This is a genomic window from Chitinophagales bacterium (genome assembly GCA_041392475.1).
Taxonomy (GTDB): Bacteria; Bacteroidota; Bacteroidia; order Chitinophagales; family UBA2359; genus JAUHXA01.
In genome coordinates, this window is record JAWKLZ010000001.1 from 908,027 (window position 1) to 923,466 (window position 15,440).

At 37.8% G+C, this 15,440-nt stretch carries 12 protein-coding genes; 6 read left to right on the top strand and 6 right to left on the bottom strand.

Translation table 11 applies throughout. The features are described 5' to 3' along the window. Positions 1–116 precede the first annotated feature (116 nt). The gene (locus R3E32_03405) at positions 117–3,389 is read left to right on the top strand and encodes a SusC/RagA family TonB-linked outer membrane protein (GenBank protein MEZ4883761.1); all 3,273 of its coding nucleotides are present in this window, start codon (positions 117–119) and stop codon (positions 3,387–3,389) included. 228 nt (positions 3,390–3,617) lie between these two features. On the opposite strand, the gene R3E32_03410 is transcribed toward R3E32_03405, so the two are convergent. Both R3E32_03410 and R3E32_03415 read right to left on the bottom strand, forming a co-directional pair. Then, positions 3,618–6,296, bottom strand: a complete 2,679-nt coding sequence (locus R3E32_03410; protein ID MEZ4883762.1) for a tetratricopeptide repeat protein — start codon at positions 6,294–6,296, stop codon at positions 3,618–3,620. A 201-nt stretch (positions 6,297–6,497) separates the two neighbouring features. Then, on the bottom strand, positions 6,498–6,656 hold the full coding sequence (locus R3E32_03415; GenBank protein ID MEZ4883763.1) for a hypothetical protein: 159 nt from the start codon (positions 6,654–6,656) through the stop codon (positions 6,498–6,500). A gap of 45 nt (positions 6,657–6,701) precedes the next feature. On the opposite strand from R3E32_03415, the gene R3E32_03420 reads away from it, so the two are divergent. Further along, the gene (locus R3E32_03420) at positions 6,702–7,145 is read left to right on the top strand and encodes a carboxypeptidase-like regulatory domain-containing protein (GenBank protein MEZ4883764.1); all 444 of its coding nucleotides are present in this window, start codon (positions 6,702–6,704) and stop codon (positions 7,143–7,145) included. 164 nt (positions 7,146–7,309) lie between these two features. Here the strand turns inward: R3E32_03420 and R3E32_03425 are convergent, their stop codons facing one another. Beyond that, entirely contained in the window at positions 7,310–9,016 is a 1,707-nt protein-coding gene (locus R3E32_03425) for a tetratricopeptide repeat protein (GenBank protein ID MEZ4883765.1), read from the bottom strand. 150 nt (positions 9,017–9,166) lie between these two features. Here R3E32_03425 and R3E32_03430 point away from each other — a divergent pair, with 150 nt between their 5' ends. Then, complete coding sequence (locus tag R3E32_03430) at positions 9,167–9,922, top strand: response regulator transcription factor (GenBank protein MEZ4883766.1); 756 nt, start codon at positions 9,167–9,169, stop codon at positions 9,920–9,922. 171 nt (positions 9,923–10,093) lie between these two features. After that, a complete protein-coding gene (locus R3E32_03435) occupies positions 10,094–10,243 on the top strand; it encodes a hypothetical protein (GenBank protein ID MEZ4883767.1) in 150 nt (49 codons plus the stop codon). A gap of 231 nt (positions 10,244–10,474) precedes the next feature. Here R3E32_03435 and R3E32_03440 read toward each other — a convergent pair whose 3' ends face one another. Next, positions 10,475–11,335: a hydroxymethylglutaryl-CoA lyase gene (locus R3E32_03440; protein MEZ4883768.1), complete on the bottom strand. Its 861-nt coding sequence runs from the start codon at positions 11,333–11,335 to the stop codon at positions 10,475–10,477. A gap of 98 nt (positions 11,336–11,433) precedes the next feature. Beyond that, entirely contained in the window at positions 11,434–12,372 is a 939-nt protein-coding gene (locus R3E32_03445; protein ID MEZ4883769.1) for a hypothetical protein, read from the bottom strand. Between the two features lie 428 nt (positions 12,373–12,800). Here R3E32_03445 and R3E32_03450 point away from each other — a divergent pair, with 428 nt between their 5' ends. Further along, positions 12,801–13,187 carry a DUF6265 family protein gene (locus tag R3E32_03450; protein ID MEZ4883770.1) on the top strand — a complete coding sequence of 129 codons (387 nt, stop codon included), beginning with the start codon at positions 12,801–12,803 and terminating at the stop codon, positions 13,185–13,187. Positions 13,188–13,434: 247 nt separating this feature from the next. Continuing rightward, positions 13,435–14,283 (top strand): LexA family transcriptional regulator, encoded by an 849-nt coding sequence (locus R3E32_03455; GenBank protein ID MEZ4883771.1) that lies wholly within the window; start codon positions 13,435–13,437, stop codon positions 14,281–14,283. Positions 14,284–14,489: 206 nt separating this feature from the next. Here R3E32_03455 and R3E32_03460 read toward each other — a convergent pair whose 3' ends face one another. Next, a complete protein-coding gene (locus R3E32_03460) occupies positions 14,490–15,437 on the bottom strand; it encodes a hypothetical protein (GenBank protein MEZ4883772.1) in 948 nt (315 codons plus the stop codon). Positions 15,438–15,440: the final 3 nt, after the last annotated feature.

Genomic DNA, 15,440 nt, shown 5'->3' on the forward strand with positions numbered 1-15,440 from the left:
GTGCAGTTCATATACCAAAATCCTTCATTTGCTTTGAAGAGGACAAAAAACAATGCTCTTATTTTACCCCGCTTTTCTTACCTTTGAAGCCTTAAATGATGCAAAACATTTGGCTTATGACTACAATGCTACCCTTTCAAAAATGGACTTCCATTTTCCTATCATTCTTCCTTCTGCTCTGCTGCAATTTTGCCCAAGCCCAACACACCGTCAAAGGCAACGTCACCGATTCCGAAAGCGGTGAAACCATCATTGGCGCAAACATTGTCATTGAAGGAAGCAGCACAGGAACGATTACCGACATTGAAGGAAACTATGAAATTGAAGCCGAAAATAGCAACCAATCCTTGGTTTTCAGCTACATTGGCTTCGAAAGCCAGACGATTCCCATTGCAGGGCGGCAAAGCATTGAAGTCGCTTTAGTACCTGATACCAAACAACTCGGCGAAGTAGTCGTCACCGCTTTGGGCATCAAACGCCAAAAACGAGAGTTAGGCTATTCGACCGAAAAATTTGACGGGGCAGCCATCACCAAATCCGATGCACCCAACGTAGTCAATGCCTTGAGCGGGCGTTCGGCAGGCGTACAGGTCATTTCACCCAATGGCGTAGATGGCGGAACAACCCGTTTTGTGATTCGGGGCAACAACAACATCAACGCCAACAACCAACCTCTCATAGTCGTGGACGGTGTGCCGCTGGAGAATCAAGCGGGATTGGAGGACATCGGGAGAGGAGTCGATTGGGGTTCGGCTATCAACAACATCAACCCTGCCGACATCGCTGATGTAAACATCCTCAAAGGCCCTACTGCCTCCGCACTCTATGGCGCAAGGGGCGCAAATGGCGTGGTTATCATCACCACCAAACGAGGCAAAAAGCAAAAAGGAATTGGTATCAACTACTCCGTTCAGCACAAAATCATCCAACCTTACTACTATCGAGACGTACAGAATGTATATGGTGCAGGAGGCCCTATCAGTCTGCTCGAACCCAAATTTGAAGTCGATTCAGAAGGCGTAAACTTGTATCCAAGTACCACGCATGTCAATGAAGGTCCTTTCGGAAAGTCCACCAACGAACTGTTTGGATTCTATTCAACAGGCGTATCTTGGGGGCCAGAAATGTTGGGGCAGCCCGTCCGATGGTGGGATGGTGAAATTCGCAGCTACGACCCACAGCCCGACAATTTGAAGCAATACTTTGACGAAGGCAGCACAACAACCCACAATATTTCCTTTTCTGGTGGAGGTGAAATGGGTACAATGCGTGTTTCGCTCACAAGAGCTGAACATGAAGCCATTATACCCAATAGCGAATACAACCAAACAACGGTCAATCTCGGTTCTCGCCTCAATATTTCTTCAAAAGTGCAGGCAGATTTGTCGCTTTCTTACTTCAATTACAACCGCCTCAATCCCCCAACTCTCGGCGACGACAATGACAAATCTTTCGGCAAGGGTATACTATACAGTTGGCCCAGAAGCTACAAGGGTTTGGAGCGAGAACTCAACACCTTGCCCGATGGTACACGAAACGATTATGGAGGAAGTTATCCCTTTACTTTCACTCCGCCGCATTTGTGGTGGAATACCTACCATCAAAGCACAACTTTGGACCGCAACAAACTCTTAGGCGCATTGACCTTAAACTACGAAATAACCCCATGGCTGACTGCAATGGGACGAGTCGGTTTGGACTTCACCCTCAACGAATTTGAACAACGCAATGATCCAATTGACGCACTCGGTATTCAAGACGGTTTTTACTCCAATGAACTCGACCGTGATTTTGTGACCAACAACGAATTTTTGCTCACAGCCAACAAAGAAAACCTATTCGGCTCTAACTTCAATGCAAGCCTTTCATTGGGTGGAACGCAGTGGAAAAGAACCCGATATGGATTGAAGGGCGAAAGTGGAGAATGGGTCAGCCCGTGGCTCTTTTCCTTCAATAATTACGAAGACGAACTGAACGCTCCCGAAATCAGTGAAATTCGCTACGAAAAGCAAATCAATTCGGTCTATGGCTTCCTCAATTTGAGTTACAGCAATTTCCTCTTTCTCGAACTCACAGGCAGAAATGACTGGTCATCAGCACTTCCTACCAACAACAATTCCTATTTTTACCCATCAGCCTCTTTGAGTTTCATCGCCAGCGAAAAACTGCAAGGTTTGCCCGAATGGTGGAGTTTTTGGAAAATCCGTGGTGCATATGCCCAGACGGCCTCAGACACCGACCCCTTCCAATTGGATTTTGTCTATAACATCGGCAGCTTCGGTGGCAATCAAACCGCTACCCTACCCGAAACCATTCCTCCCATTGAACTAACTCCTCAACAAGCCAATTCCTACGAAATTGGCACCACATTGGGCTTCTTCGATGACAAGGTAAATTTGGATTTCACCTACTACCACATCCGTTCTTACGACCAAATTCTCGATTCTCCTCTCCCAAATTCATCTGGAGCAAACAACATCCGCATCAATAGAGGCGAATTGGAAAACAAAGGTTTTGAAGCCATCCTCAACGTGCAAGTCCTCAAAACGAGAGATATGTTCCTCGAAACGGGCATCAACCTCAGCCGCAATCGAAACTATGTGGTCAGTCTCGGCGAAGATGCAAGCATCCTCGAATTGGCAAATATTTGGGAATTGAACGGCCCTGCAATTGCAGTGAGAGAAGGTGAAGAATACGGAACGATTGTCGGCTACGATTATGTCTATCACGAAAATGGTCAGCCCATTCTCAACGATGCAGGTACGCACTACCTCATTTCAGACAGTAGAGTTCCCATCGGCAATGCCTCTCCCGACTTGACAGGCGGTTGGACGATGCGCTTGGGCTACAAAGGATTCACTTTGAGTACGCTTGTCGATGCCAAAATTGGCGGTGATATTTATGCAGGTTCGTATGTGATTGGCTTGCAAACTGGTCAAAGCCCCGAAACACTTCTGGAACGTCAAGGCGGCGGACTTCCCTACACCGACCCCGAAGGCAATGTCCGCAATATTGGGGTAATTTTGGATGGTGTATATGCAGATGGCACACCGAATGAGGAAATTGTGCATTACTACTTCAAATATGTTCCTAACAAAGGCGGTTGGGGGCACTTCCTTTCTTCGCCTGGTGTGTTGGATAATACTTGGGTGAAACTGCGTGAGGTCAGCCTTAGCTACGATTTTCCCGACCGCTTGCTTTCTAAGAGTAAAATTTTTCAAGATTTGAGTGTTTCGCTTGTGGGTAGGGATTTGTTTTACATTTATTCGAGTTTGCCTGATAGGATTAATCCTGAGGGGGGGAATGGGGCTGGTAATGCTCAGGGTTTGGAGTGGGCGAGTTATCCTGGGACTAGGAGTGTTAGTTTGGGGGTTAGGGTTGGGTTTTAGATTGAGTCGTCCTGAGTCGTCCTAAAAAAACCTTACCATTTGTTATTTTTTTGTTCTGGTTTTAATTTTAAATAACCTATGCTTCGGTCATATTTCATAAAGAATTGAAAATCAAACTTAATAATAATTAAAAATTTATCAATTGATATAAAAATAATTTCTTAGTAATTTGATTTTTATTCTATTATAAAAAAGTTATCGAAATGTAGGAAATAAATATTTATAAAATTAATTTTTAGTTATCTTAATTTGAAGATTTAATGCTTTTTCTATACGATAATGCCCTTCGGGATAGTTTCTCTTCAATATAAAAACAGCTTTATTGATATATTCACTAGCCTCATTATTATTTCCTAATTTATAATATATATCAGATAAATTTACATAAGAAAAAGCAGTATATGAATGGTCCAATCCAAATATAGCCTCTCTTATTTTTATTGCTTTAAGTTCATATGCCAATGCCTCATTTAATTTTCCTAAATGGTTGTATATAATAGATAAATTATTATATGAAGTCGCTAAATTATGATTATCAGCACTGTATATTTCTTCTTTAATCCGTAAAGATTTTTTTTGATAATGTAAAGCTAAGGGAAAATCACCTAAATCCAGATATACACTTGAGATATTATTATACGATAAGGCTAATTGAGGGTGTATTGGTTTAAAAATGCGCTCTCTAATTTTCAAAGCCTTCTCTTGGTATATTAGAGCCTCGTTTAATTTTCCTATACTGCTATATATTAAAGATAAACTATTGTATACACCAGCAAGATGTGGGTGATTTGGTTCAAATTCTTTTTCTATAATATTTATAGATTTTTTTTGAAAATCCAATGCTTTAGGAAAATCAGATAAATGATGATAAATATTGGCTAAATTATTATAGACAACTGCTAATTTTGGATGATTTGGTTTTAGAATAGACTCAAACATTTCAAATGCTTTTAACTGAAAATGTAGAGACTTATCAAGATTTTCTAAGTCCAAATGTATTAAGGAAATATTACCATATGAGGATGCTAATTCTGAATTAGGTGATTTAAAAATTTTCTTTCTAATCTCGATGGCTTTTTCTTGGTATATTAACGCAGATTGCAAGTCTCCTGAATCATGATAAATCATTGACAAAATATTATAACAAGAAGCTAATATAGGGTGTTGTTTTTTCAAAAAACTTTCATAAATATTAGTTGCTTTCAACTGATATTCTAAAGCTAAATCCCATTCATAACAATCATGTAGGGTACAAGCTAAATTCTTACATAAATTTGCTATAATTTCTCCTTTCCATTTAAGATTTGCCAATAAAAAAATTGAATTTCTTATGTATTTATACTTTCCCATTGGATTTTTTTCTGTTTCTGGAGCAAGGAAATCAGAAAAACTCTCAATAAGATTGGTACAATTTTGACTAGTAGGCAATATTTGATAATGAACTATTGATTGAATAATAGGGTGTATCTGATAATTATTTGAATTGTGTTTTTCAATCCAACCTTTTTTTGTCAAAACATTTAAATTAGTAACATATTTTTTCCTGTCTGTTTTTTCTACTTTCAACCAAACTCCTAACTCTTTTCCATTTATTGAAATGGATGGTAATACAGAAAACTGTAATAATAACCATTTTTGAAACTCGTTTAATTCTGACAAATGAAAAGTAGCCAAAAGGTGAGAATAGACTTGTACATATTCCTCGCTATGACGAACTTTAATGTCTATTTTTAAATCTTCATCTTCCCACTTATTCTCTTGTATTAATTTGAGTAATTGTTCAACATTCTCTATATAGAATGTATTTTCAAATGTTTTAGCTAATAATTCTATTGTCAAGGTATGGTAGTCAATGTATTCAAGTAATTTTGGTAGTGCAAAGTCATTTTTAGCTTTTGGGGCATGTTTTGTAAAAAGTTGGGAAGCTGTTCTTGTATCTAATTTTCCAACTAAAAAACAAGGTAAATCAGATAACCGAACACGTGTAGTAATTAAAGTAGTCCAATTTGGTAAATTTAGCTCTTGGCGATATTGATTGATTTCTGTTTCGTTGTCCCAACCATCAATTATCAATAAATTGTTATTTTCGATATTCAGCATTTTGTGTAAAATGCGTTTAGTGTAGTCATTGGGAGACTCTTTTTCTTTTAATTTCCAGTCACTGGGTAATTCCTTGCCCTCCAAATTATTGATAAATGCCTGTGGCAAACTTGTTCGGCAATCAATCCACATAATATGGTCATATTCATCTAAATGCTCAACAAACCATTTAGCTACAATTGAAGTCTTCCCCATTCCTCCCATGCCACTTACCAATAGGGGTAAACTTTCATTTTCTAACCGTTTCTGAAGTGCCGCTATTTCTATTTCTCGACCAACGAATTTTTCTGGAGGCGAATGAATCGAAGTAATAAACTTTGGCAAACCAGAATTTTTCTTATTAGGTTCGTCTTTACCCTCTTCTTCTTGCTCCTCAGGATATTTCTGCATATATATATCCACACCTTCACGAATTATTGCTTTTTCATAAGAAAGTGTTAAATACTGTGATAATTCTATTGGTTTTGATAAGCCCTGATATTGGAGAAAAGTCATTTCTAAGTCATTAGTAAGATAACGACAAACCCAATCTGCCAAATAAAGGATACACCCACTGTGTTTATTACTACCAAAACTAAAAAAGGCTCTATATACACTCGTTTTACTGATGGTAACTTTCGTAACTTCTTTTGCTAGTTGCTTTTTATGGTCTTCATAATACCGTTTCAATAGTGGAGCAATTTTAATACATAGTTCTATTTTGCTCCTTTCTACTCCCTCATATTCATCACATCCTATTTCTTCCAACAACCTATCCTTCAACTTTTCAAAAATTTCATCAGGAAGTTTAAATCTTAAATAGCTCATAATAAGGGCTTTTAAAGAAAAACAAAAAATATTTTTTCACATTTTTCACAAATTCTTTCTGTGAAAACGTGTATGGTTTCTTTGTGGTATCAAACAACAAATTATTGGACTATGAAGAAAGTTCGATAAAATGTACTTGATAAAGAATTTACTACGCCTAACAAAGTAGTTCATCTTTTAGTTCCCTCCGCTTTTCACTCCTTACCCACTCGGGAAGGCAGTAAGCAGTTGAAAAGCAGGGCATAGCCTTCCCGCTAATGTAATAGCCACAATAGCCATTGCACAAACGGGTATATTCCAAACATACAAACAAATAGAATATTCAAACAATTCAATGGGAGAAGTATGCCTATTGGACATGGCAAAATTGTGGTCATTTTCTCACTTTATTAAATTATTGAAACAATGACCAGATCATCGAACATCTGCACCATTTTGATGGTAGCCGTATTCACCCTTCTATGCACACAAAGCTGCACAAAAGAAGATTTGAATTACACGCAAGTTACTGAACAACAGATTACTACTGCATCGAAAGACGACAATACCATTCATTACCCAACCATCAGCATCGGCAACGAAGATGAAACCATAATGACCACCACATCTGACATGAAAGTAGTGAATCCGAACAATCAACCTGTTTCAAATGCTACCGTAACAATTACACACACGACTATCAGCAACTTAACTGATGACGAAACAACTGATACATACGGAATCGCATTTTTTCAAAATGTGCTTATAGGAGAATACTACGTTGAAGTCAGTGTCAACAATACAACTGTTGCAATTGACCAAATTACCGAAATCAGACCCAATGAATTTACCCTACAGCTGTTGGAGTAAATTCAATTAAGTACCTAATCAAAATTATTAGTACATTTCAAAAATCACAAAATGTTTATTATTAATTTCTTATGAAGACTTTAATATCCTTTTAAATCTGGTTAGATACTTAGAAAGCCGAATATAGATTACAGTAATTTTTAAAATTACTGTAATCTTCTCTTTTAAAACAGCCTTTTACTTTGGTCAACGAACGATCCAATCAACAATTCATACACCGCTCCATTATCATTGTACTGTTTCATCTCCGCCTTCAATTGCTCAGCAAGTGTATGTACCAAAGTCAAACCAAAAGAATTGCTTTTTTTCTTTTTGACAACAAGAGGTTTCCCAACTCCATTGTCTTGAACCTTCAAATACAATTGATTCTCTTTAGATTGCAGCAAACAAACAGTCAATTGAGGTGAAACATGGTCTTTGTAGGCATACTTCAAGGCATTTGTGACCAATTCATTCGTAATCAAAGCCAAAGGAATCGCTTTGTCCACATTCAAATACAGTTTGTCGACTTCCAAATGTAATTCCATATCCACAAAGCCATAAGAAAAAACCAATTCTTCCACCAATTCTTCCATATACGCTTGCATATCAATGGTTGCCAAGTGACTTTCTTGATACAGCAAGTTGTGAATCATACCAATCGCCCGCACCCTATCTTCATTGGTTTTGGCAACCTCTTGTGCCTTTCCTTCTGTCAGCAAATCCGCTTGCAGCGTCAAAATATCGGATAAAATTTCCAAATAATTTTTCACCCGATGGTGCAAATCCTTCAAAGCAGCTTCAACCGTTGCGTTTGCAGCTTCCTGCACAGCCTTTTGTTTTTCGAGGTAAACAATTGCTTGGTCTTTTTGCTCGGTTTCAAATTTCACCTGCATTTCCGCCAGTGATTGTTGCAAATTTTTGTTGGAAAGACGTTCGTTAATCTTATCATACGCTTCAAAATAAACAATGGCTTTCGGATAATCTTTCAAGCTGCAATAGACCTTCTTCGTTGACTTCAGATTTGCTCTTAGAATAGCGAGCAATTGAAGTTCTTCCGCATAGAGTCGACCTTTATCCAAGAAAGATAGAGCTTTGTCGTACCTACCTGTCTGTCTATACACTTCTCCCAATGAAGTAAAAATGACTGCCAATCCATTTTTATCGTCTTGTTCCATTCTAATCTCGGCAGATTGCAAATAATAACTTTCTGCTTTCTCCCAATTTTTTAAATCCTCGTAAATCCCTCCAATATTTGCCAATGAAGAAGCAACAGATAGCAAATTCCCCTCTTCTAATTTTATCTTCAAAGCATCTTCAAAATAAGACAATGCTTCTTCCGATTTGCCACAATCCTTATATACCAAACCCATATTGTTCAAAGATTTTGCCACTTCCATCTTGTTCCCCAATTCATAGCGAATAGTCAAGGCGTTGTTGTGGTAAATCAGCGACTGCTCAAAACGTTTTTGGGCGCGATAAATATTCGCCAATGTATTGTAAGCACAGGCCAATACTTCAATTGTTTGAGCAGGTTCAAATAGTTGAATAATTTTGGTTAATAGAGGAATCGCTTTTTCTAATATGCTCTGCTCTTTGTAAACAACAGCAAAATTTAGGTATAGGCAGGCTTTCAACATTTTGTCACCCTTCAAGGATTCACTATATTTCATCGCCTGTGAATAGGAGGATATGGCTTGAGAATAATGCCCTGTGAGGTGATGTAAATTGCCCAAATTGTTGAAACATGAAGTTTTCTCCTTATCTGTTTGTGTTTTTTTGGATAGTTTTTTAAAACTTTCATACGCACCTTGGTAATTTTCTTGATTCATAAGAGCCAAAGCGTATTCCTCCAATTGGAGTATTTTTGATGGTTGAATTGTGGTTGACATACGAGTACAGTAGTTGTTAGTTCTCTCTAATGTAGGACTAATTTTTTAACAAAACAACCCGAATATTCTACAAAGCAGTTAAAAAAACACTATTTTTATCATACCAATTATTTTTCCGTATAAAAATTACAAGTTAACAACTTATCAACTATGTCGTCCATATTAATTGTTGAAAACCAAAAATTAACAGCTGTTGCTTTAGCAAAAAGAGTAAAAGCATTGAAGCATACAATAATAGGAATAGTCGAAACAGGTGAAGCTGCGATTGATTTTGTGCGCCAAAAACAGGTTCCAGATATCATAATCATGGATATTGATTTAGCCACAAAAATGACGGGTATCGAGGCTGCCCAAAGAATCAGAGAAGATTATTTAGTAGGCATTATCTACCTCACCAAATTTACCAATATGTCAGATGACGAAATCGCCCTTCCGCTTCCTTACGATTTTGTAGAAAAACCCATCACCAATGCCAAATTAAACAGAGCCTTGGCGAACATGCAAAAACGTTTATCAGAAAGGGTAAGCCAACCTTCGCTCAACCTTCAAAAAATTGCTCTCCCTGACCTCAAAGGCATTCGATTTGAAACCTACCTCCATGATATCTTATATGTAAAAGCAGATGGTCAATACTGCAAAGTCATTACTACAAACGGCAATGCCCACCTAACTATTCCTCTCAAAACCTTTATGGACAAATATCCTCACGCTGATTTTATGCGTGTTCATAAGTCTTACATGGTCAATACTTCCAAAATTGAAGGGGTCAAAAGCCACCAAATTTTCCTGCCTCATTTTTCTGATGAAACCTACCTTAGCCCCAAAGAAAAACCTCCTATTACGATTGGTCGAGAATGGCGCAATGATTTTTACGAGCGATTTCCGCATTATAGAAAGGGTAGATAAGAAGTAAAACTGTTGCTTCGGAGGAAAAGGGGGAGTTTATAAATGATATTTGGAGATTTGATGAAAGAGGTTTTTATTTGTATGGATTTGCTTAAATAATCTTTAAATAAAATATGAGTAAAATAATTATATATACATAATATTTTTTCACTTCCAAAAAATTAAATTATCATGGCAAATTTAAAACTAGGTGATACCTGCCCTCAGTGTAAATATGGAAAATTACATCATGATGGGTATATTAAAAAAGGAGCAGGGCAATATGAATTATTAGGTTGTCCTAATTGTGGCTGGAAATATAGAAACGAAACTCCTTCTTAATCAATATTATAGAAAGTCGTAATAATCATCTTATTGCGACTTTCTATTTCAGTCCCTTCAAAAAAACGTCCCTACCTACCCACTTGTTTTCTCCAAAAAAACAATCAAAAACAAAAATATGGCGATTTTTTTTGTTGGAGAATCAAGAATATTGGCAGTATCTAAGACCATAAATATTTCCTTCAGTTTTTTTCAGGACGGGTCAATCCAAGATTCTACCCCCCCTTTCTTTCACTCCACAAACTCCTCCATAAACATCCTCACCGCCATCCCTTTCGCCGCCTCAAACGCCTCCTCATCAATAAAAAAATCAGCCCGTTCATCCGCAAAAAAGTCAATCACATTTTCGGTCGGCATATTTCCCACCAATTTGTTTTGAGCCATTGGGCAACCGCCCAGACCCTTGATAGCACTGTCAAAGCGACCACAACCATTGCGGTAAGCAGCCTCCATCTTATCCTTCCAAAGGTGGGCTTCGGTATGGAAATGTGCGCCAAACTCTACTTCGGGAAAATCGTAGGTCAATACTTTGAAAACATTGCCGATTACCTCTGAATCCGCCAAACCTACCGTATCTGCCACCGAAATAATCTCCACACCCATTGCAGCAAAGCGGTCTGCCCAATGCTCCACCAAAGCAGGGTGCCACATTTCACCATAAGGATTGCCAAAACCCATTGATAGATAAACCACTAAGGTTTTGTCCTTTTGAAGGCAAAGCTCCAACATATCTTGTGCTTTGTTGAAGGCCTGTTCTTGCGTAGCGTTGGTGTTTCGGAGTTGAAACTTTTCGGAGATAGAAAATGGGAAGCCGAGGTAGGTGATCTGCTCGTACTCAGAGGCATCCTTTGCCCCTCTTTCGTTGGCAACTATGGCCAACAACTTGGAGTCGGTTTCGCTCATATCCAGCTGAGAAACTACTTTCCAAGTATCTTGCATTTGTGGAATGACTTTGTGTGATACAAAACTTCCAAAATCAATGGTATCAAAGCCCACTTTGAGCAGTGCGTTGATGTATTCTACTTTTCGCTCGGTTGGTATAAAGGTATGCAGACCTTGCATTGCGTCTCTCGGACATTCGATTATTTTCATTTATACTGGAATCTTTTATTTTTTTTAAAAAATTGGATTGAAGCAATTCACTATCTGAACAATCAATAGGCTAGCAATTGTTCGGTTTTTTTACGCAATTATTTTTGTTTTGTTAGGTAAAAAACTATCCCTGCTTCAAAGGAATTGTACGGAAAGTCGTGAATACCTGCTTGATATTTCAACAAATACTGTCCCTTGCCAAAAGCTCTATCTATACCAAAGCGATAGATGATAGGTCTGTCACCATTGTTTTTGTAGCCCCAAAAACCTCCAAAATCAGAATGGATGGTATATTTTGACAAATGGATGTCTGTGCCAATTCCAAACAAAAGTGCATCGTTTTGAGGTAATGACAAGGCATTGGTTTCCCACACAAAAAGGCCCAGCATGGAATAAATGGACATACTATGTTCTTCATCCTCTTGGTTGAAAAACCATTTTTTACCCAAAGAAAGGTCAAAGTAATAGCCTGGCGCATCGGTATTTCGACTACCGCCTTTTGCCCCTCCCGAAGCCGTTTTGGTGGTCATTCTGAGCGCAATATCGGGTAAATTTTGTTTGTTTTTGAGTATTTGAATGGCTGCACCAAAATAAAGATCCCCTGCTGCAAAACCTCTCGGCACAAAATAGGCATCTGACAATCTCCGCTCATCTCTGACCTTATTGCTCATCGCAAAGTGTTCGATTGGGTACAAAAAAGCGAAAAATGCAATTTTTTTGGGGGCAACGGCATAATTGAAGGAGAGGAAAGGATTTTGGGTATCGTCACCATTGCTGAAGTGTGTCTGCAAAGAAAAACGCAATTTTGTCTGATTGTCAATCACTCCTTTTGAAACACTGGGTACGGGTAAGGCATTGGGTCCCATATAGGCAGGCGACTGAATGAGATAGGCACTCCAATGGGTATTTCCATCCCAATTAACATTGTTGATCCACCAATCTCTTGCTTCTTTATTACCTGATAATTGAGCCAATAAAGTTGAAGTAGAAAAGATGGAGCAAAGAAAAAGTAGCAATAAGTGTAAATGTGATTTCATGGCATATTTTTTTAGCATCTTTAGGGTGTATCCCAAATTGTCATGCTTTGAAAAATTATTGGGCAACTGGTGACGGTGCTACGCACCTTAAAAACTTTTTTTATATTCCACGCTCTACAAACAGAGTCGGAGCTATGCTCCTAAGAAATTGCGTATCAGGAGCGTAGCTCCGACCCTGTTTGTAGGACATTATTGGAGAAGTAAATAAAAGGTACAGCGTACCGACACCGTTCCATCTTGCGATAATTTGAGATGCACCCCATCTTTACCTATTTTACAACAAGCAATGGTTTTTGTTCACGATATTTAGCCATTTAAAATTTGATTAGATTTGACGTATGAAATATTTACATTGCTTAATTTGGGTGAACTTACTCCTATTTTCTGCCTGTATAAATGAATCGAGTAACACTGAAAATAAATTGAAGATGAAACAATTACATTGGCTAATAGGTGAATGGCAACGCACCAATGAAGTTCCCGAAAGGGTCTCATTGGAGCTGTGGGAACTGCAAGAAGATGGACATTTGGCAGGAGTGGGATTGACGACGGAGGGGGATAAAGTTCTTTTCAAAGAACAATTAAAATTGCAAATTAAAGGAGACAAAGTACAATACATTGCCATTGTACCCCACAACAATCAACCTACTATCTTTGAGCTAACCGATTTGCAGGAGAATGTGGTCGTATTTGAAAACCCTGAACACGATTTTCCTAAAAAAATAAGCTACGAACTAATGACAGCAGATAGTATGAAAGCCATCATTTCGGGAAATGGCAAAGAAATCGTATTTGTCTTCAAACGATTGCAATAATGACTTCTTTTTTTAGGAAGATTCATCAAATTTTACTGCAAATTGCTCAGATATTGCCGTAATCGCTCTCTATTTACTACTTTTTCGAGAGAAATACTATTTTTTTTATTAGAAACTTTCTATTCTTTAAATTTGTTAGTATATTTACAAGAGTAACAAGAATTTACCAAATTACTTAGTTTAAACTAAAATTTTTAGCCAAATAAGTAATTTAATAGCAACATTATACTGAAAAAATTGTACGGTTATGGCAAGTAGTACTATCAATGCAAATATCAAATTTATTCGCAAGCAAAAAAGTATGACACAACAAAGTTTTGCGGATTTAATCGGCATCAAACGGTCTTCATTGGGTGCGTATGAGGAAGGACGAGCAAAGCCCAATTATGAAACCATTCAAACGATTGCTCGAAAATTCAATATCTCTATCGACAAACTGCTAACACAAGATTTGGCAAAGATTGCAGATGAAAGTGTTTTTGGATCAAGTAGTTATACAGATTCCTCTGTTTCTCCTCATAGCGTTACCGAAATGCCTTCTACAGACATTGAAGGGAAAAAACTGCGGGTATTGTCCATCACCGTTGATGAAAACGACAATGAGAACATCGAACTTGTTGCCGAGAAAGCAAGAGCAGGGTATTTAGATGGTTACGCTGATCCTGAATACATAGAAAATTTGGCTAAATTTCGCCTCCCATTTTTGCCGCAAGGAACATATCGTGCTTTTGAAATAAAAGGAGACTCTATGTTGCCACTTCAACCTGGTTCGGTGGTAGTAGGTGAATATGTGGCAGATTGGTATGATGTAAAAAACAATGATACTTATATTATTGTTTCACAAAGTGAAGGAATTGTTTACAAAAGAGTACTCAACAATATTGATGAAAACAAAACGCTGATTCTACAATCAGACAATCCAGCCTATCCTCCTTATCCTATAAAAATTGAAGAAGTGGTAGAGATGTGGAATGCAAAGGCGTTTATTAGCAAAGAATTGCCTTCTAATAACAGCGATACAACACTTGAAAAATTGATGAGTACAGTGATTGATTTACAGCAAGAGATGATCAAACTCAAAAATAAAATGAAGTAGCAAATTTTGCTATGTGGAATAAAATAACTTCCCGATTTGTCTGCTGTCCTTTCCGCATTTAATTCCAAAAGAGGAATAGTAAGCGGGATATTATATTGAAGTTACATTGCATGAGTTGAGTAACGGTCAAAAAATAAGTTGTAGATTTGAAATTCCCAACAACCTGATTTAGAAATGTTTTTTTCATTTTAATTCTTATTCGTTACTTATTCAATATCTTTCACATAGTTGAAACGGGTAATATTTGCGATTTCGCTTACACCTTCATTGGAAATGAAGAGATCACCATTGGGTAAAAAGGTGATGCCTTCAGGTTTGCGAAAGATTGAACTATCTAATTGACGGATGTAGCGAAATTGCCCTTCATTGCTGAGTATCATAAAAAAATTGTCTTTGGAAGACACTAAGTAATAGTCGCCTGTAATGGGATGAATGGCAAGACCTGAGGTTTGGAAAGCGAGTAAGTCTGTGCTTCCTGGACTAAAAAACTCGGCTAATTGTTCAGAAGTCTTTTCTACACCTCCTACTTCTAAAAATTTGTAAATGTCATCTATTGTGAAACTGATAATAGGGATAGAATCCATTTTCTTTTGTTGTAAATCAAATGAATAAATAGACCTAACTTTATCAATAGAAGCTTCATCTCCAATTAATCCATTGCAGGCAACCAATAAACGGTTGTTGGACCGATCATAGACCATACCTTGTGCATTGTTAAATTTTCGGAGATCAGTTCGGTATTTCACTGTTGATTGGCTATCTTGTTTGAAATGCTGTATCTCATAAATTTTGCCACTGCTTCTCAAAACATACAATAAACTATCCGTACATGCCACTCCTTCATAATCCCCTTCTTTGCCGAATGGTGTTCGGCTGGTAATCAATGACTTATTCAGATTGAAGGTATAAAGTTCCCCCATTTCGTCTTGCACACAAGCAATCGTTGTATCGTTGATGATGCAGAGTCCTGAGATTTCGACCAGTTTTCCTGGTAGCCTGTATTTTCGATCGGCATCGACTAAATCATAAGAAATATTGAAGTCCTCAGCTTTGTGAATGATCAGTTTGGTGTTTTTTGTTTCATGAGGCAAACACGACGAAAGCGAAACAATCAGTAGTGATATAAGAGAGATAAATAATTGATTTTTGTTCATGGA

Bases quoted from the DNA above. Each gene is read 5' to 3' on its own strand.
- R3E32_03405 (MEZ4883761.1), top strand. From the start codon at position 117: ATGACTACAATGCTACCCTTTCAAAAATGGACTTCCATTTTCCTATCA.
- R3E32_03410 (MEZ4883762.1), bottom strand. From the start codon at position 6,296: ATGAGCTATTTAAGATTTAAACTTCCTGATGAAATTTTTGAAAAGTTG.
- R3E32_03415 (MEZ4883763.1), bottom strand. From the start codon at position 6,656: ATGTCCAATAGGCATACTTCTCCCATTGAATTGTTTGAATATTCTATT.
- R3E32_03420 (MEZ4883764.1), top strand. From the start codon at position 6,702: ATGACCAGATCATCGAACATCTGCACCATTTTGATGGTAGCCGTATTC.
- R3E32_03425 (MEZ4883765.1), bottom strand. From the start codon at position 9,016: ATGTCAACCACAATTCAACCATCAAAAATACTCCAATTGGAGGAATAC.
- R3E32_03430 (MEZ4883766.1), top strand. From the start codon at position 9,167: ATGTCGTCCATATTAATTGTTGAAAACCAAAAATTAACAGCTGTTGCT.
- R3E32_03435 (MEZ4883767.1), top strand. From the start codon at position 10,094: ATGGCAAATTTAAAACTAGGTGATACCTGCCCTCAGTGTAAATATGGA.
- R3E32_03440 (MEZ4883768.1), bottom strand. From the start codon at position 11,335: ATGAAAATAATCGAATGTCCGAGAGACGCAATGCAAGGTCTGCATACC.
- R3E32_03445 (MEZ4883769.1), bottom strand. From the start codon at position 12,372: ATGAAATCACATTTACACTTATTGCTACTTTTTCTTTGCTCCATCTTT.
- R3E32_03450 (MEZ4883770.1), top strand. From the start codon at position 12,801: ATGAAACAATTACATTGGCTAATAGGTGAATGGCAACGCACCAATGAA.
- R3E32_03455 (MEZ4883771.1), top strand. From the start codon at position 13,435: ATGGCAAGTAGTACTATCAATGCAAATATCAAATTTATTCGCAAGCAA.
- R3E32_03460 (MEZ4883772.1), bottom strand. From the start codon at position 15,437: ATGAACAAAAATCAATTATTTATCTCTCTTATATCACTACTGATTGTT.